This is a genomic window from Salimicrobium salexigens (assembly GCF_900156705.1).
Classification (GTDB): domain Bacteria; phylum Bacillota; class Bacilli; order Bacillales; family Halobacillaceae; genus Salimicrobium; species Salimicrobium album.
This window is the reverse complement of record NZ_FTOK01000001.1, coordinates 49,623-68,030: the sequence shown is the minus strand read 5'-3', so window position 1 is coordinate 68,030 and position 18,408 is coordinate 49,623. Positions and strand designations below refer to the sequence as shown.

Here is an 18,408-nt window from a genome sequence, read left to right as displayed (position 1 = left end):
CCCTGCCCGGGAGGCAGGGAAACATGTTCTTCATTCTTTTTTGGAAAGCTGCAGCGCTTCTTTCGTGTTTTTCCATAGCGAGGAGCTGCTGTACATAAGTACACCTCCCCGATAAATTCTGGCACCGATAACTCCGAGCAGTATGATTGCGCCGACGAGAACGCCGAACGACAGAACCACTTCCCATACCGGCATTTCTCCCACTCCTATTCTCGTGAACATGACGAAGGGAGTGAAAAAAGGGATATAGGAAGCCGCCGCTATATAAAAAGCGTTCGGGTTGCTGAGGGCGGATATCGCAAAAAAGAACGCTACGACCACCAGCATCATCATCGGTGTCACCGTCTGTTGGGCATCTTCCACCCGGCTTACGAGTGAACCGAGCACCGCGGCCAGTGTGGCATACAGGAAGTAGCCGAGCAGAAAATAAATGACTGCATAAGTGATGATGCCCCAGTCCGGGTTGCTGAGACCGGCCATCTGGATAAGGGAATTCTCCGAACTGTCACTCATACGGATACCCACAATACCGCTGAGAATAAAAATCCCGAATTGACTCAGCCCCACCAGGGCAACCCCTGTTATTTTTCCGAACATCTGCGTGACCGGCGATACGCTGGAAATAAGAATTTCCATTACCCGGCTCGACTTTTCCGTAGTCACTTCCGTGGCAATGATGTTTCCGTACATAATGACAGCAAGATACATAACGAACAGCATAATATAGACGATCACGCGGGCCTGGTTCAGCTCTTCTTCGGACTTAGCCCCCTCTTCCAGTGCTGTCGTCTCAAATTCCACAGGCGTGGAAATTTCGGCAAGTGCTTCTCCGGATATATTCTGCTGCCGCGCCGCAGCGTTCATTTTGACCTGCTGTAATGCCTGCCTGACTTCCTGATCCGTGGAGGAAGTGAATTCGTCCGTGTAGTAATGACCGGCCGGCAATCCTGCTTCTCCTTTTTCGACTACGAGAAGCCCATCGAATTTGCCATCTCTTACCGACTTTTTCGCGTCTTCCGCTTCTCCTTCATATATTTCTCCACCGGGAATGGATGCAGCGAGAGCAGACGCCTCCGGTTCATCTGCAATAAGAGCTACGGAGGATTTTTCATCCTCGTCCCCCTGGAAGACTTCCATTACCGTCTGTATATTCGTCATGAGCAGGATAGCAGCCACCATAAGAGCAGTAGTAATGATAAAGGCCTTTGATTTAATTCTGTTAGTATATGTATGGGATAGAATGACAAAAAACTTATTCATATGATTCCCCTACCTTTTCAATGAAGATATCTTCAAGCGACGGTTCCTCCACCTCGAATTTTCTCACAAATCCTTTGCCCTGCAGGGCTTCGAAAAGTACCTGTGCATCTTCTTCCTTATGTATCTGACAGGTCGCCCCCTCCGGTACAGCTTTATAGTGGAGCACCACCTCTTCCTCTTTCAGGAATGAAACATCGAAGTCGGCTTCGATCTGCACATTTTTCTTTCCGAACGAGCGTTTGATTTCCTTTAATTTCCCATGCACTACCGGCGCTCCTTTATGCATAATACACAAGCTTTCACAAAGTTCTTCGACGTGCTCCATCCGGTGGGAGGAGAAGACGATGGAAGTGCCCTTTTCTTTCAGCTCTTTCACGGCTTCTTTCAGCATCTCCACGTTTACCGGGTCGAGTCCCGTAAAGGGTTCATCCAGAATCAGCAGTTTCGGCTTATGCAGCACGGCGGAAATGAACTGGATTTTCTGCTGATTTCCTTTCGAAAGCTCTTCCACTTTTTTCGTCCGGTAATCGGGCACTTTGAAACGCTCCAGCCAGTAGTTGATTTCACCGCGGGCGTCCTGCTTATTCATCCCTCTCAGTTTGGCCAGATAGACGAGCTGATCTTCGACTTTAAGTTTCGGATACAGCCCCCTCTCCTCCGGCAGATAACCGACGAGGTGACTCTGATCGTACCCGATTCCTCCTTCATTCCAGGAGATTTCCCCTTCTGTCTGGTCGAGAAGACCGAGAATCATACGGAATGTTGTCGTTTTACCCGCACCATTTCCTCCGAGGAACCCGAACATCTGCTTTTCGGGTATTTCTATGGAAAGGCTGTCGACTGCAACAAACGAGCCGAATTTTTTAGTTACATTTTCAAGTTTCAGCATATTTCCTCCTCCTTCATTTTCTTTCGATTACGTTTCTTCAGTGAAAACGTTTCATTTTTAAACAAAAACTTCTATAATGTGAATAGGCATTCATCCAAAAAGGAGGGTACATAAATGAAAACATATTTTCTGACAGTATTCAGCCAGGACGGCACCAACCTGATCGACGAAAGGTTTGAAGCGGAAGACGATAAATCTGCTGCGGAAATCGGAAAAGGGAAGTTGGCCGAGCAGGGATATGAAGAACAGACTCATCGCTGCGTAGCGCCTGAAGGTCATCTCGTTCTGTTTCACAGATAACTTCAACACATAGCGAAGCCTTCCTTCTGGAAACAGAGGAAGGCTTCTTTGATTCAATTTCAGAATGAACTTTGATCTTAGATTCTTCAGTCGTTTCCCCGATTATTCACCTGTGAATTCCGGCTTTCTTTTTTCCATAAAAGCACGGACCGCTTCCTTGTGATCTTTCGTTTCACTCAGTTTCCTCTGGTTAACCCGTTCCTGCTGCAGGTAATAATCCAGTTCCTTTACGCCCGCCTGATGGTACAGAGTCTTCGTGGCAATCATCGACCTCAAAGGCCTGCGGCTCCAGCTCGTCATCAGAGCTTCCGCCTGGGACATCAATTCTTCCGTAACCATATCCACGAGCTTCAGTTCCTGAGCTTCTTGTCCCGACAGTTTCGCACCCTCCCAGGCGTACTGTTTCGCATGATGCACACCGAGCCTTTCCTTCAGCCAGTAGTGGCCGCCTCCGTCCGGAGCCAGACCGATCCCGATAAAATTCATCGAAAATACTGCATTTTTTTCAGCAATAATATAATCGCAGCTGAGGGCGATACTCAACCCGAGTCCTACAGCAGAGCCGTGCACGGCAGCAACGACTATTTTAGGCATCGTATAGATTTCTTTAACAATCGCTTCGATGTCATTCATCAGTGCGCTGTATTTTTCATCATCCGAAAACTCTTTCATCATCGAAATGTCGCCTCCGGCACAGAATCCGGGACCTTCGCCGGATATCAGAACCAGATCCGCTTCGTATCCTCTCACTTCCTCTAGCACTTCCCTGAACTCCTTAAGCATCGGTGCATTCAATGCATTGTATTTGTCGGGACGTGCCAATTGAACGTGTACAAAAGAGTCGTGCTGTTCTAAACGGAAATAATTCAATGTGTTTCCCCCTTTTTAATTCTTTACATACCTTCCTGTATTATACATTTCGACGAAAATTCCGACTTTCCTTTTAACAATATACGCACCCTTTTCTTGGCATAAAAAAAAGCCGCCCGAAGGCGACTTTTTACTGTTCTTCCTGATCCTGGGTACCGTAAAGATCCTCAAGAGGTTTCGTAATGATCTGGCTTACCTCATTGATGACCGTGTTCAAACGCTGCTCTTCTTCCATCAGCTTGGAAATATCAGGATGCTGCTGTACAAGTTGTACAACGCTCTGCGCTTTTTCCACTTCTTCTTCGGAGATTTCTTCTCCCTGCATCTGCTTCTGTTGAAGCGTCATTTGCGTCTGACGGAAATCTTCGAACATCTGTTTAGAAGATTCATCGCTCATCACTTTGTCATAAGCGTCTTTAAGTGCTGTAAATTCTTCACTGTTACGTAGTGCTTTTTCCAGTTCATATGCATTATCATAAATATTAGCCATTGAAAAATAACCTCCTAAATTTGACTCTTTTCCTACTATAACAAACGAGTTTCCGTCTGTATAGGCAAAAACTTATATTCCAAGGAGGAGTACGATACCACTTTGAAGAAGGCCTACAAATCCCCCTAACATAGCTCCGAGATAAGTGATCATCTTGAACTCGCGACGTGAAATTCCGAGCACCAGATCTTCAAGGCGTGATACCTCGAAAGCTTCCACCTGTTCCTTCACGATATCTTCCAGATGCAAATGTTTAATGACACTTTCCATCTGTACCGAAAGAAAATCGATCGCTTTCGGAACGACAAAAGCCACTCCATCTTCCGTAATCCTCTCCCGCACAGGGGCCGAAATCTCGGAGAGCGGTTTATCCCAGTATCTCTCCAGAGGCACGAGACTGCTTAACGCTCCGGAGAAAGAGGCGATTATCTCCTCACGCCTGATGTGTTGTTCAATATCTTCCACTTTCAAAGCAATCAGGTGTTTATACTCCTCCACCATCACGTCTTCAATCCACTGTCTGGTCTCTTCTTTGTTTGCATATCTCACCATAGTGCCATGCAGCCGTTCGCTTATGTTTCTGCTGCTGAAAATAGAAGACATGAGCTGGCCGAACATCCCGTGTTTTTCAAAATAATCGTTGATAAGAGCCTTTACACGATATCGTCCGTCCGGGCTTTCAAGATACGAAGCTATTTTCCTCTGTACATAGATGCTTGCGCGTTTTGTAAGAAATATCCCCCTCTCTTCCCATTCTCCCGGCACAATATCTTTTATTTTTACGTCTTTTCTTCTGTCCAGCCACCCGCTGATAGTTTTCTCCAGCTGTTTTTCAAGTTCTCCGTGCACGTTTTCTTTCGTAAGTTCCGGGGCCATGGGAGAAATGAGTTCTCCCAGAGTGATTTTTGAATCGAGGAAACGGTTCACTTCTTTTCTGGTTCCCCTTAGCAGTGTTTCCCTGAATGTCTCGTTCAAAAGCTTATTCCTGAGCCCGCTCGGAGTCACCAGGTGTTCCACCACCATTTCACCCAGTTGTTTTGCCAGTTCACTTTGCCGTTTGGGAATAAGTCCCGGAGTGAACGGTATTTGAAATTTGCCTATATATACAGGACGATAGGGACGAAACAACATACGTATGGCGAGAGAGTTCGTCACTCCCCCGATCATTGCTCCAATTCCGATCATCATAATTGTAAACAGTATCGGATCCATATAATTATCCTCATTTCCGGTTATGTTTCTTTCAGTATAAGCGAATCGGTAAAAAACGTGCAATCAGTTCGCGGGACCCGAAGGTATGCCAAGTGTGCCGAGCCACGGAAGGACGCCCCTGTTTTGTTCCTCTTAACTAAAAAAACGCACCGGGGCACCGGCGCGTTTCAGCGGCTCTTCACGAGCATTTGTATAGCTTCACCTATTACTTCGTCTGCACTTTCTCCTTCATTCTCTGCATCACGAATACACGTTTCCAAATTTTTTGCTACAATATATGCTAAGGAACGATCCATCGCCGACCGGGCGGCAGATAGTTGTGTTACGACATCTTTACATTCTTTTCCTTCTTCCATCATTTTTAAAATGCCTCGTATTTGCCCTTCCACTCTTTTGAGGCGATTTTTCACATCCTGATCATATTCACTTTTCTTCTCTATATCTTCCATGAAGGAGCCCCTCCTCTTGCTATTCTGGTATTTTCTTTTAATACTACTACATCACTCGGGATTATACAAAAGAAAGGATATGTTTTATGAAAGCAGCTCAGCTGAAACAGCTTTACTCCAATTATACAACACCGGAAGAAGTCTCCGTACACGCCTACGATTCCTATTACTGGTTCGATACGGACGAAGGGCCAGTGGGCCTCAAGCGGGAAGAAGTTCCGGAACGTGAGCGTACTCTCCTGCTTGAACTTTTCCCGAAAGCCGACCGGGAAATCCCTTTAAGGGAAGATCAGTGGAGACGTCTGCTTTTTCAACGGGAAGAAGCAACTTTCCAGAGGCCTCCTCGCCGTTATCGCTTCATTTTTTTTACCGCCCCTCATTCCGTGGATCAGGAAGCTCTTCACGAAGCCTTCCAGGCGCTCTTCCCGTTTCCTGTTTCCATTATCTGGACGGACGGAAGAGGCGGGGTGATCATTGAAGAACAGACAGAGAGGCCGGTGGAAACCATCGCTTTCGACGAAGTGACGGATGTACTTATGAGTGATTTCGATATGAAAATCCGTTTCTATGTAAGTGAATTCTATGAAGATTTCCGGTCGGTCCATGCCCATTTCGCCTTCTCTCAAACGATGGCCGAAACAGCCTCCCGCTATCTTCCGGGAGCACTCGCCACGCCTTTGAATACGGCTCTTTATCTTTATATCGATAGTTTAAAAGAAGAGAACAGAGAAATCCTTGCATCCAATTTCCTGAATGGCGCTGAATCCGACGGGGAACTTCTGGATACCGTCAAAGTGTTTCTTGAACACGGAGCGAATGCGTCAGCCGCTGCCAAAACGTTATATATGCACCGCAACAGCCTGCAATACCGTATCGATAAATTCACGGAACTCACCGGGATGGATATCAGGCAGTTCGACGCAGGCGTCCTCGTTTACCTCTCTATTCTTCACATACGCTACTGACAACGTGCACAAAACACCGTTGATTTTCCTGTGCACGTTAACCGTTTTCTTTATTGTACGGATGAGATAGACTGGTTCTTATAAAGAAAACGATTTCAAAATGACGGGGGTAATGATAATGGCTGAAATCAATTTAAACAATATCCAAAAAGTTTATGATGGAAATGTACATGCCGTACAGGATTTTAATTTACATATCAACGATAAGGAATTCGTCGTATTCGTCGGTCCCTCCGGGTGCGGGAAGTCGACGACTCTGCGTATGATCGCAGGACTTGAGGACATTACTGACGGGGATTTCATGATTGATGAAAACCGCATGAATGATGTGGCACCGAAAGATCGGGACATTGCAATGGTTTTCCAGAACTATGCCCTTTATCCGCACATGAACGTTTACGATAATATGGCATTCGGACTGAAACTTCGTAAAATGGATAAAAAAGAAATTCAGGAACGGGTCAAACGGGCCGCGGACATCCTTGGGCTCGAATCTCTTCTCGACCGTAAGCCGAAAGCACTCTCCGGCGGGCAGCGCCAGCGTGTGGCTCTCGGTCGCGCTATCGTCCGGGATGCGAAAGTCTTCCTCATGGACGAACCGCTCTCCAACCTGGACGCCAAACTTCGTGTACAAATGCGAGCTGAAATCCAGAAGCTCCACCAGCGCCTGCAGACGACCACTATTTACGTAACGCATGACCAGACGGAAGCTATGACGATGGCAACCAGACTGGTAGTTATGAAAGATGGTGTTATCCAGCAGGTCGGAGCCCCGAAAGATGTATACGACCGGCCGGAAAACATGTTTGTCGGCGGCTTCATCGGCTCTCCTGCGATGAACTTCTTTACCGGAAAACTGGGTGAGGATCATATAGAAATCGATGAGGCGAAAGTAGCTATTCCGGAAGGGAAGATTAAGACACTGCGCGAACAGGGATACATCGGTAAAGAAGTCGTACTCGGCATACGTCCGGAAGAACTCCATGACGAACAGCTTTTTATCGACAGTAACAGTGATAAAAAAATCAAGGCTTACATCGAAGTTGCCGAACTGATGGGAGCGGAGTCCTATCTTTACTCGAAAATAGGTAATCAGGAATTTGTGGCCCGGGTGGACTCCCGCTCCGACGTCAAAGGTGGAGATACTATAGAAATCGCCATGGATATGAATAAAGCTCACTTCTTCGATAAAGAATCAGAGCTTCGAATCAGGTAATCACTTAACAACAGCGCTTTTTGCCCCAATTTGACCGGGCGCGCTGTTGTTTTTTTATAGAATTCTTATCCTTCACTGCGCTCTTCTGTGAAATACTTCGTCCAGAATACGAAGTGCTGCATCGATCTGGGCCTTAGTCACGGTAAGAGGAGGAAGTAAACGTATAACATCCGGACCTGCCGGAAGTACAAGCACGCCTTCGGTCCGCAACTCATCGATAATCGATTTTACTTCACACCCCCACTCGACCCCTATCATGAGCCCGAGTCCACGCACTTCTTTTACTCCGTCGATATCGGCAACCATTCCGGTCAGCTGCTCTTTCATATATTTTCCTTTTTCTTTTACGTCATTGAGAAATCCTTCTTTAAGTATCTCTTCCAGAGTAGCTCTGGCTGCCGTGGCGCTGAGGGGGTTCCCACCAAAGGTGGATCCGTGACTTCCCGGGCCGAAATTATCCTTCAAAAAAGCCTTCCCGAGCATCGCTCCCACCGGAAAACCGCTGCCGAGCCCTTTAGCCGATGTAATGATATCAGGTTCGAGCCCCATTGTCTCATAAGCGAACAGTTCTCCTGTGCGTCCGGCTCCCGTCTGGATTTCATCAATGATGAGAAGCACGCCCCGGGATCTGCATACTTCCTGAACGAATTCCAGAAAACTCTGCTCTGCCGGTCGAACTCCTCCTTCTCCCTGAACAATCTCAAGCATACATGCTGCTGTAGTTCCGTCTATGTTCCTTTCCACACTTTCTTTATCATTCCACACTGCATAGTCAAAAGGCTCGAGCATACGGCCAAACCCCTGCCTGACCTTTTCCTGTCCGGTAGCCGCCATTGTAGCAAAGCTGCGCCCGTGGAAAGACTGACCGAATGTTACTACTTTATCTTTGCCTGTATGTTTTCTGGCCAGCTTAATGGCTGCTTCATTCGCTTCTGCTCCACTATTGCAGAAAAAAACGGCATCCATGGAAGAGTGTGCTGTCAAAATTTCCGCCGCTTCCACCTGAGCCGGAACCGGAAAAATATTCGATACATGCCACAGCCGGTTCATCTGCTCTTCAATCGCCCTTTGTACTGCAACCGGACGGTGACCAAGATTATTCACCCCAATACCGGAGGTGAAATCAAGATATTCATTATTATTATCATCTCTTACGATCGTTCCTTCCGCATCCGTCAGAGTTACCGGCAGACGCGGATAAGTCGGAAACAGACTCACAGAAACATCCCCTTTCCCTCTTTTGTAATGAATGTGCCTTTCCATTCCCCATTTATTGACATAGGTTCTTTCCCGCTGACAATCACCGCTTCCCGCAATGTTTCGGATAACGCTTCTTCCGCCGCTCTCACTTTAGGTATCATTCCTCCATAAATCGTCTCTTTTTCAATGAGCTGCCTGATGTCTGCTGAGGAAAGGTGCGGAATTATCCTGCCCTCCTCCATTACCCCGGGTACATCCGTTACAAAAATAAGTTTGTCTGCTTTCAGTGCTTTTGCAATTCCTGCAGCTGCGGTGTCGGCATTCACGTTCACAATTTCCCCATTTTCTGTCTGCGCAAGAGGAGAAACAACAGGAAGGAAGGACCTTTCGAGAGTTTCCTTCAGAAGTCCCGTTTCAATACGGGGTGCCCCCCCTACGTACCCGTAGGAAGAAAAGTCCAGAAATTCAGCAGAAATCACATCATCACAACCTCTTATGCCCACTGCCTTCATTCCTTCATCAGTAAACCTGTCTGCCAGTTCCCGGTTTTTTACCTCTCCCAATACTGTTTCCACAACTTCCATTGCCGGCTTTGTCGTCCTCCTCAGCCCGTGTATGAAAGGGGCATCGATTTTTCGTTTCTTCAGTTCATAGGAGATAGAGGGGCCTGCGCCGTGAACAATTACAAATTGATACCGATCCCTGAGTTCTTCTACACTCTTAAGAAAAATACTTTCCAGTTCCTCGATCATACTGCCGCCTATTTTTAGGACGAGGAGGGGTTTATGTCCGGTAACTGGCATTGATTTTGACATAGTCATACGTCAGGTCACACCCCCATGCTGTTCCGGAAGCGTCACCGGCGCTAAGATCTACAGTGATCTTCACTTCATCCCGGGACAGATAGGAAGCTACTTCTTCCTCTGAAAAGTCGACGCCTTCCCCATTTTCAAAAACGGTACAAGAGCCAACCGCCACAGTGCATTTTTCGGAATCGAAACTCGCTCTGCTGTGGCCCATCGCACCGATAATCCGCCCCCAATTTCCATCTTCTCCATATATGGCCGTTTTGACGAGACTGGAACCTACGATTTTTTTAGCTACTTCTCTTGCTTCTCCTATACTTGCCGCTCCGTTCACGGTAACCTCGACCAGTTTGGTCGCCCCCTCTCCGTCTGCTGCTATTTTTTTAGCAAGGTCACAGCAGACTTCCGAAAAGACTCCTGCGAAAAGTTCCCAGTCTTCATGACCTTCGTGAAGAATTTCATTATTAGCCGCTCCGTTCGCCATGGCCAGCACCATGTCATTTGTCGAAGTTTCCCCATCCACGGTAATCTGATTGAAGGAGTGATTGACAGTAGATTTTAAAAGCCGGTCGAAATCTTCCGGATCGACAGCTGCGTCCGTCGTCAAAAACCCGAGCATCGTCGCCATATTCGGATGGATCATCCCGGAGCCTTTCGAGGTCCCGGCTACAGTTACTACGCTTTCCCCGATTTTCACCCGATAACAGACAGATTTCGTCTTCTTATCAGTAGTGAGAATCGAGGAAGCGAAGTCTTCCCCTCCTTCCGAATCCGGGTCTACTTCAAAACAGCCCTTTTTAATAATATCCATAGGCAGCTGTTTCCCGATGACACCGGTGGAAGAGACGGCTACCGAAGATTCCGGAAGGCCGTGACGTTCTGCCAGCCACCGTCTCATCTGAAACGCATTGGCCACTCCCCGGGCACCTGTACAGGCGTTCGCTACTGCACTGTTCACGACTACTGCCTGAAGCATGCCATCTTCCAGACTTTCTCTCGTCACCTGTAATGGCGCAGCCTGAAAGTGACTCCGGGTGTAAACGGCGGTACTGACAGCCGGCACATCACTGACAATCACCCCCATGTCTTTTCTCGTTTTTCTTAAACCTGTATGGGCTCCTCCGGCTGTGAACCCTTTTGGCGTGGCTACTGTTCCATTTTCTATCTTTTCTACGTTTAACGCTGTATCGATCAACCTCCCAACTCCTTTCTATTTTTTATTTATGGATATAAAGGAAACAACTTCAAACCTCTCGTCTCTTCGAATCCGAGCATAATATTCATGTTTTGTATCGCCTGACCCGAAGCTCCTTTAACGAGGTTATCTATAACGGACACTATCGTTAACCGACCTGTCCTCTCGTCCAGTTCCACATGCATATCACAGAAGTTTGAGCCGTACACATCTTTCGTTGCCGGGAATTCATCCCTGACCCGAACGAAAGGACTGTTGGCATAAAAAGTTCTGTAAAGATCCATCCACGATTCCGGATGTTCATGTAATGAGACATCGACATACATCGTCGCCATAATACCTCTCGTCATGGGTACGAGATGGGGAGTGAACGAAACTGCCTCCGATCTCCCGCTCCATCTCTTAAGCTGCTGCTCAATTTCAGGTATGTGCTGGTGTTCATTCACTTTGTAAACTCTGAAGTTCTCTTCTGTATTCGTATAAATTGTCTTTTCGTTCGGAGACTTTCCTGCTCCCGAAATACCGGATTTAGCATCTATAATGAGAGATTTTTTCTCCAGCAACCCGATATCGGCTAGAGGGGCGAGCCCAAGAAGCACCGCTGTAGGATAGCACCCGGGGTTAGCTAGAATATCCGCCTCCCTTATCTTTTCGCCATTCGTTTCCGGCAGACCGTACACAGCTTCGTCGAGTAACTGTCCGGGAGCAGGAGTTTTTTTATACCACTTTTCATAATCCGCCGGGTTCTGCAAACGTAAGTCCCCCGACAAATCAATCACCTTTACCCCGCTGCCCTGGAACAAGGGCGTCAGGTCTCTCGATACTCCTGCGGGTGTAGCGAGAAACAGTACATCCAGTTCCTCTTTCATCCGTTCCGTTTCTATAGGTTTAAGCTCATCACTGAACCACTCGGACAGCTGAGGCATTAAAGAAGCGTACGGAGAACCTGCCTCCGAAGAAGAATAAAGACTTATGTTTTTTATATCCTTATGATTGGCCAGAAGCCGGAACAATTCTACGCCACCATAGCCGGTAGCTCCGGCGATACCTGCGTGTACCAAGCTGTAATTCCCCCTCCGTTAATGAATAATTATTAATTATAACGTATATTTATACCAATAATATCTTTTTTAATGAAAATGTCAATATAGTTATCAAAATTTTGGCGCAAAAAGAATATACTGAATAAGTCTTTAAATAGTACAGAAGATATACAAAAAAGCCCCTCCTGGAAACCGGACGATGTTCTCCGCTTTCCAGGAGGGGCTGTTATACAAGAGTGATAATAAAAGAACGGCTTATACTGTCTCCGGCACCTCCATCAGATATTTATCACAGGCATCTGCAGCAGCTCTTCCTTCGTTGATGGCCCAGACAATCAGACTCTGCCCGCGCCGCATGTCCCCTGCTGCAAAAACTCCTTCTTTGTTTGTCAGGTACGTATGAAGGTCAGCTTTAACATTCGTCTTTCGGGTCGTTTCAATCCCCATTTCTTCCACCAGTTCCTGTTCAGGTCCTGTAAAACCGATAGCCAGCAATACGAGATCTGCCTGCCAAACCTTCTCGGTGCCGGGAATTTCTTCACGATATTTGTTCCCCTGTTCATCGAATTTAAGTTTAACGTTGATAGTATGCACTTCTTTAATACGACCATGTTCATCTCCGACAAACTTCTTCGTCTGGACGGCGTAAGCTCTCGGATCGTCTCCGAAAACTGCCTCCGCTTCTTTTTGCCCGTATTCGATACGATGAATCACCGGATATTGCGGCCACGGGTTCACCGCTTCATCTCTATTCCCGGGTTTCTTATCATATATATCGAACTGCACGAGTGACTTGCAGTTATGTCTCATGGACGTGGCGATACAATCGGTTCCGGTGTCACCACCGCCGATTACAATCACATTCTTCCCTTCGGCGGAGATATATTCTCCGTTCTCGTGATGTGAGTCAAGCAGACTTTTGGTGTTTGCATGAAGAAAGTCCATCGCAAAATGTACACCTTCAAGGTTACGCCCTTCTACGTCAATATTTCTGTGATTAGCTGCGCCACCGCATAATACAACCGCGTCGTTTTCCTCTTCCAGCTGGCTGGAAGGGATATCTCTGCCTATATTTGCATTCGTTACAAAGCGCACCCCTTCTTCTTCCATAAGTTTTATACGACGCAGTACCACTTCATACGATAGTTTCATCTCCGGTATGCCGTACGTAAGCAGGCCGCCGGGACGATCGTCACGCTCGTATACTGTGACTGTATGTCCCGCTTTGTTCAGCTGGTCGGCGACGGTTAACCCCGCCGGTCCGGACCCTACAACTGCCACTTTCTTACCGGTACGCTTTTCGGGTGGTTCCGCGGTAATCCATCCGTTTGCAAACCCCTTCTCAACGATGGACCTCTCCACCGATCTTATGGCTACGGGATTCTCATTCAGACCCAGCACGCATGCCCCTTCACACGGAGCCGGACAGGCGATACCGGTGAATTCAGGGAAGTTGTTCTGCTCGTGAGCTTTCATCAGTGCTTCTTTCCACTGCCCCCGGTATACAAGATCGTTCCATTCCGGAATATAGTGATAGACGGGACAGCCTGAGGTTCCTCCGACCATTTCCGTACCGGTGTGACAGGTAGGCACACCGCAGTCCATGCAGCGTGCCCCTTCCCGTTGCGCTTCTTCATCCGGCATGGGAAGCGTGTAGTCCTCCCAGTCCTTTACCCTTTCCTTCGGGTCCCGCTCCGGGCGCCCCCGGCGCTCATACTCCATAAACCCTGTCGGTTTCCCCATCTTTAGCCTCCTCCTGTTTATTCTCCAGCTGTTCTTCTTCTTTTTTCTGGCTGGCTTCAAATGCTTTCATTTCCGCTTCGAATTTATCGTTCCCTTCGTTCCTGAATGTTTCGATTCTGCTCCTCATTTCAAGAAATGCTACTGGAACGACGCGTTTGAATTTAGGAAGTGTTTCCTCCCAGTTATCAAGAATCCGCTGCCCTTTCTCACTCCGGGTATAGCCTGCATGGGCTTCGATCATCTCATAAAGTTCCTGCTTCTCCGTCTCTTCCTGTATCTGTTCCGAAAGTACAAGCTCTTTATTAAGTTTAGTGCTGAAACTTCCGTCTTCGTCCAGTACATAGGCGATTCCGCCGGACATACCTGCGGCAAAGTTCCTCCCTGTCTCCCCGAGTACGGCTACCCTTCCTCCTGTCATATATTCACAGCCATGATCCCCCACACCTTCGACTACGAGATGGGCTCCACTGTTACGCACGGCGAAGCGTTCTCCCGCCTTCCCGCTGATATATGCTTCGCCTCCGGAAGCACCATAAAAGCAGACGTTTCCAGCTATAATGTTATCTTCCGCTTTGAACGTAGAACGCGGGGAAGGGTGAACGATGATTTTCCCGCCGGAGAGACCTTTTCCGACGTAATCATTTGCATCTCCGACCAGGCGCATCGTAAGTCCTCTCGGGATGAAGGCTCCGAAACTCTGACCGGCCGAGCCTTTGAATTTCAGCTGAATCGTATCTTCCGGAAGACCTTCTTCTCCATACTTTTTCGAAATTTCACTGCCGAGTATCGTTCCGGCCACCCGGTGGATGTTACGTATCGATCCTGTGCCTTTCACCGGTGTTCCATTATCGATCGCTTCCTTACAAAGGGGAATCAGTTCCTGGACATCAAGAGATTTCTCGAGTCCGTGATCCTGTTCCACCTGAGAATAGTGGCCGACGTTCGATCCTGTTTCCGGTCGATAAAGAAGAGCTGATAAGTCCACGTCTTTGGCTTTCCAGTGGTCCACATCCGCTTTCCTTTCGAGAACGTCATTACGACCGATCATTTCATTCACCGTCCGGAAACCGAGCTCTGCCATAATTTCTCTTGCTTCTTCTGCTATGAAACGCATGAAATTCGCGACGTGATCAGCATCCCCTATAAACTTCTTCCGTAGCTCCGGATTTTGGGTGGCCACTCCGACCGGGCAGGTATCCAGGTGACAGACACGCATCATAATACAGCCGAGAACTACGAGAGGTGCTGTGGAAAATCCGTACTCTTCCGCTCCTAAAAGAGCGGCCGTGACGACATCACGTCCCGTCATCAATTTACCGTCCGTCTCCACTGTAATCCGGTCCCTGAGTCCGTCCAGAAGGAGAGTCTGGTGAGTTTCTGCAACTCCGATTTCCCAAGGCATCCCTGCATGTTTGATACTCGTCCGGGGAGCGGCGCCTGTGCCCCCGTCATAGCCGCTGATCAGTACAAGGTCAGCCCGGCCCTTGGCCACACCGGCAGCTATCGTGCCTACTCCTACGGCCGATACCAGTTTGACACTGATGCGTGCTTCCGGATTCGCGTTTTTCAGGTTATGGATCAGTTCCGCTAAATCTTCGATCGAATAAATGTCATGGTGAGGAGGAGGAGAAATCAATTCCACCCCGGGAGTCGCGCCCCTCACTTCCGCAATCCACGGGTACACTTTCTTCCCGGGCAAATGCCCCCCTTCTCCAGGTTTTGCGCCCTGAGATACTTTGATCTGAATTTCGTCCGCATTCACCAGGTAGTGACTCGTTACTCCGAAACGGCCGGAAGCCACCTGTTTAATGGCACTGCGCCTTGAGATCCCGTCTTTATCCGGGAGGAACCGGTCAGGTGATTCTCCGCCTTCTCCTGTATTGCTCCGACCTCCCAGTTTGTTCATGGCTACAGCCAGAGCTTCATGGGCCTCCTGTGAAATGGAACCGTAGGAAATCGCTCCTGTTTTGAACCGTTTCACAATTTCTTCCACCGGCTCCACTTCATCGAGAGGAACTGATGCACGATCCTTGAACTTGATGAGCCCGCGGAGGGACTGCAGATTATTCGTTTCGTCCGTGAGCATCTTCGTGTATTTCTTAAACAGTTTATAATCATTGGTTCTGGCTGCCCGTTGCAGGGTATGAATGGTCTGGGGGTTGTATTGATGATCTTCCCCGTTCATTCTGTACTGGAATTCATCTCCCGGGTCCAGCATCTTCGACTGCAGCCGCTCGGCTTCAAAGCCCCGGTCGTGACGCATGCGCACTTCCTGCTCTATAGTTTCCAGTCCGATGCCCCCGAGCCGGGAAGCTGTTCTCGTGAAATACTTATCTATCACGTCCGAACTGATGCCTGCCGCTTCGAAAATCTGAGCACCACGGTAGCTCTGAATAGTGGATATACCTATTTTCGAAAGTACTTTGACGATTCCATCCGTAACACTGCTTACGTAGTCGAGAACACTCCGGTCGTAGCTGCGATCCGGAATCTCCCCGCGTGCCACCAGATCACGGAGCGTCTCATAAGAAAGATAAGGATTTACAGCTTCCGCCCCGTACCCGAGCAGGGTAGCGAAATGGTGGACTTCTCTCGGTTCTGCCGATTCAAGTATTAAACTGACTTTAGTACGGACGCCCTCGCGAATGAGGTGATGGTGCAGTCCTGAAACGGCAAGCAGGGCCGGAATGGCTACATAGTCTCTGTTCACACCCCTGTCCGACAAAATAAGAAAGGTCGTGCCTTTCTCCACTTCTTTGTCCGCTTCTTTGAACAGCCGTTCCAGGGCTTTTTCCATTTCGCGATCCCGGCCATCCTTTTCAAAAAGAAGGGACAACTTCCCGCTTTCAAACCCTTCTATGTTCTGATTTTCGATTTTCCAAAGCTGCTCATTCGTCAGTACCGGGGTATCGAGTTTCAGATGTCGACAGCTTTCCGGCTTCGGATTCACGACGCTTCCTTCTTTTCCGATGGTCGTCTCCGTCATCGTAATAACTTTCTCCCTTATTGCATCGATAGCCGGATTGGTCACCTGGGCGAAAAGTTGTTTAAAATAGTTGTAAAGCAGCTGTGGTTTTTTCGAAAGGACAGCGAGAGGGGAATCATATCCCATCGAACCTACCGGATCTTTCCGGTCAAGAACCAGAGGCTTGATGATCTTATTGAGCTCCTCTGTCGTGTAACCGAAAGCCAGCTGCCAGGAGATCAGATCATCTCCGGTAATTTGCGGCGCGTCGGCTTCGAGTTCCGGAAAATCGGATAAATCGTATTTATTCTCTTTGAGCCACTTTCCGTACGGTTCCTCTTCAGCTATGCCTAATTTAATCTCCTCATCCGGAATAATCCGGCCCTCCTCGAGGTCAACCAAAAGCATCTTACCGGGATGGAGACGGCCTTTGTATTCGATATCATCAGCAAAGATATCGAGTGCCCCCACTTCAGAGCCGAGCACAATCATTCCGTCTTTGGTAACGTAATATCTGGCCGGGCGAAGGCCGTTCCGATCGAGGCAGGCCCCTATCTGTCTGCCGTCTGTATAACAGACGGCCGCAGGACCGTCCCATGGTTCCATAAGAGTGCTATGGTATTCATAAAAATCCCGTTTCTTCGGGTGGATCGTCTCGTCGTTGGCCCACGGTTCAGGAATCATCATCATCGCGGAATGCGCCAGCGATCTTCCTGATAAATACATAAATTCAAGGGCATTATCGAACATAGAAGAATCACTCCCGTCCTCATCAATGACGGGCAAAGCTTTTTTAAGTTCCTCATCGTTGAATGCTTCTGATTGAGACATTTTTTCGCGGGCCCGCATCCAGTTTACGTTTCCGCGCAGCGTATTGAACTCCCCGTTATGAATAGTATAGCGATTCGGGTGGGATCTTTTCCACGAGGGGAAAGTATTTGTACTGAAACGTGAGTGGACCATGGCGAAAGCAGTTTTAAATGTGGGGTGATTCAAATCAATATAGAAAGAGTCAAGCTGTTCGGGGATCAACATGCCTTTGTAGACGATAGTGGTCGTGGATAGGCTGCACATATAGAATTCTTTGAATTTATCGTTTTTCTCCAAAGCTTTCAATGCCTGCTTCCGAATAACGTAAAGCTTCCTTTCAAATTCTATGCGACTTTCGATAGTATCATCCGGTTCAATAAACAATTGTGAAATGTAAGGCATGGTCGTTTTAGCGTTATCACCGACGAAAGAAGCATTAATCGGCACAGACCTCCATCCCAGGAATTTCTGTCCTTCTTTCTCTACCAGTCCTTCAAAAATCTTTTTGGCTTCCTGACGGGAATTACGGTCTCTCGGAAGAAAAACCATCCCGACCCCATATTTCCCGGCTTCCGGTAAATATATATCCTCTTTTTCGCATTGTTTCTCGAAGAAAGAATGGGGGATCTGGGTCATAATTCCTGCGCCGTCTCCTGTACTGACATCCGCTCCCTGTCCCCCGCGGTGTTCCAGGTTACAAAGAATGGTAACCGCGTTATTTACGATATCGTGGGATTTCGAACCGTTTATGTTCGCTATCATTCCGATACCGCAGGCTTCGTGTTCAAAATCCGGATGGTATAATCCCTGGGCAGCAGGGTATCCTCTTTTTTCCATGTTTTAAAACCTCCTGATGAACGATTATTTATTTTTGAAAATTAAGAAAATTATGCTTACAGTAGTGTTGCATAATTATAGTATAAAATACGGAATTTTGCACGCGGGTTAATTTTTATCCAATTAATGGATCGCTGTTACGACAACTTTGTAAACGT

At 47.8% G+C, this 18,408-nt stretch carries 15 protein-coding genes; 3 read left to right on the top strand and 12 right to left on the bottom strand.

What is annotated here, in order from left to right:
- Positions 1-30 precede the first annotated feature (30 nt).
- Together BW931_RS00390 and BW931_RS00385 are read right to left on the bottom strand one after the other, a co-directional pair.
- On the bottom strand, positions 31-1,260 hold the full coding sequence (locus BW931_RS00390; protein ID WP_008592259.1) for an ABC transporter permease: 1,230 nt from the start codon (positions 1,258-1,260) through the stop codon (positions 31-33).
- Positions 1,253-2,149, bottom strand: coding sequence for an ABC transporter ATP-binding protein (locus BW931_RS00385; protein WP_008592257.1), 897 nt, complete (start codon positions 2,147-2,149; stop codon positions 1,253-1,255). Before BW931_RS00385 ends, BW931_RS00390 begins: the two co-directional genes overlap by 8 nt.
- A gap of 114 nt (positions 2,150-2,263) precedes the next feature.
- On the opposite strand from BW931_RS00385, the gene BW931_RS00380 reads away from it, so the two are divergent.
- Complete coding sequence (locus tag BW931_RS00380; protein WP_008592256.1) at positions 2,264-2,449, top strand: YhzD family protein; 186 nt, start codon at positions 2,264-2,266, stop codon at positions 2,447-2,449.
- Between the two features lie 102 nt (positions 2,450-2,551).
- On the opposite strand, the gene BW931_RS00375 is transcribed toward BW931_RS00380, so the two are convergent.
- The 4 genes from BW931_RS00375 to BW931_RS00360 all read right to left on the bottom strand — a co-directional run bounded on the left by BW931_RS00375 (position 2,552) and on the right by BW931_RS00360 (position 5,470).
- Positions 2,552-3,319: an enoyl-CoA hydratase gene (locus BW931_RS00375; RefSeq protein ID WP_008592252.1), complete on the bottom strand. Its 768-nt coding sequence runs from the start codon at positions 3,317-3,319 to the stop codon at positions 2,552-2,554.
- A 130-nt stretch (positions 3,320-3,449) separates the two neighbouring features.
- Positions 3,450-3,809: a YlbF/YmcA family competence regulator gene (locus BW931_RS00370; protein ID WP_008592250.1), complete on the bottom strand. Its 360-nt coding sequence runs from the start codon at positions 3,807-3,809 to the stop codon at positions 3,450-3,452.
- 72 nt (positions 3,810-3,881) lie between these two features.
- Positions 3,882-5,021 (bottom strand): DUF445 domain-containing protein, encoded by a 1,140-nt coding sequence (locus BW931_RS00365; RefSeq protein WP_076569067.1) that lies wholly within the window; start codon positions 5,019-5,021, stop codon positions 3,882-3,884.
- A gap of 167 nt (positions 5,022-5,188) precedes the next feature.
- Positions 5,189-5,470, bottom strand: a complete 282-nt coding sequence (locus BW931_RS00360; protein ID WP_076569064.1) for a metal-sensitive transcriptional regulator — start codon at positions 5,468-5,470, stop codon at positions 5,189-5,191.
- Between the two features lie 86 nt (positions 5,471-5,556).
- Between BW931_RS00360 and BW931_RS00355 the strand changes: the two genes are divergently transcribed.
- Positions 5,557-6,435, top strand: coding sequence for a PucR family transcriptional regulator (locus BW931_RS00355; protein WP_076569062.1), 879 nt, complete (start codon positions 5,557-5,559; stop codon positions 6,433-6,435).
- Positions 6,436-6,553: 118 nt separating this feature from the next.
- The gene (locus BW931_RS00350) at positions 6,554-7,651 is read left to right on the top strand and encodes an ABC transporter ATP-binding protein (protein WP_076569060.1); all 1,098 of its coding nucleotides are present in this window, start codon (positions 6,554-6,556) and stop codon (positions 7,649-7,651) included.
- A 72-nt stretch (positions 7,652-7,723) separates the two neighbouring features.
- Here the strand turns inward: BW931_RS00350 and BW931_RS00345 are convergent, their stop codons facing one another.
- The 6 genes from BW931_RS00345 to gltB all read right to left on the bottom strand — a co-directional run bounded on the left by BW931_RS00345 (position 7,724) and on the right by gltB (position 18,250).
- A complete protein-coding gene (locus tag BW931_RS00345) occupies positions 7,724-8,914 on the bottom strand; it encodes an acetylornithine transaminase (RefSeq protein WP_076569058.1) in 1,191 nt (396 codons plus the stop codon).
- Complete coding sequence (gene argB, locus BW931_RS00340) at positions 8,866-9,666, bottom strand: acetylglutamate kinase (protein WP_159435650.1); 801 nt, start codon at positions 9,664-9,666, stop codon at positions 8,866-8,868. The genes BW931_RS00345 and argB overlap by 49 nt, the downstream gene beginning before the upstream one ends.
- Entirely contained in the window at positions 9,635-10,852 is a 1,218-nt protein-coding gene (gene argJ, locus BW931_RS00335) for a bifunctional glutamate N-acetyltransferase/amino-acid acetyltransferase ArgJ (protein ID WP_076569053.1), read from the bottom strand. The genes argB and argJ overlap by 32 nt, the downstream gene beginning before the upstream one ends.
- 26 nt (positions 10,853-10,878) lie before the next feature.
- Positions 10,879-11,913: an N-acetyl-gamma-glutamyl-phosphate reductase gene (argC, locus tag BW931_RS00330; RefSeq protein ID WP_076569051.1), complete on the bottom strand. Its 1,035-nt coding sequence runs from the start codon at positions 11,911-11,913 to the stop codon at positions 10,879-10,881.
- 237 nt (positions 11,914-12,150) lie between these two features.
- Positions 12,151-13,638 (bottom strand): glutamate synthase subunit beta, encoded by a 1,488-nt coding sequence (locus BW931_RS00325; RefSeq protein ID WP_076569048.1) that lies wholly within the window; start codon positions 13,636-13,638, stop codon positions 12,151-12,153.
- A complete protein-coding gene (gene gltB, locus BW931_RS00320; protein ID WP_076569046.1) occupies positions 13,607-18,250 on the bottom strand; it encodes a glutamate synthase large subunit in 4,644 nt (1,547 codons plus the stop codon). Before gltB ends, BW931_RS00325 begins: the two co-directional genes overlap by 32 nt.
- Between the last annotated feature and the right edge of the window lie 158 nt (positions 18,251-18,408).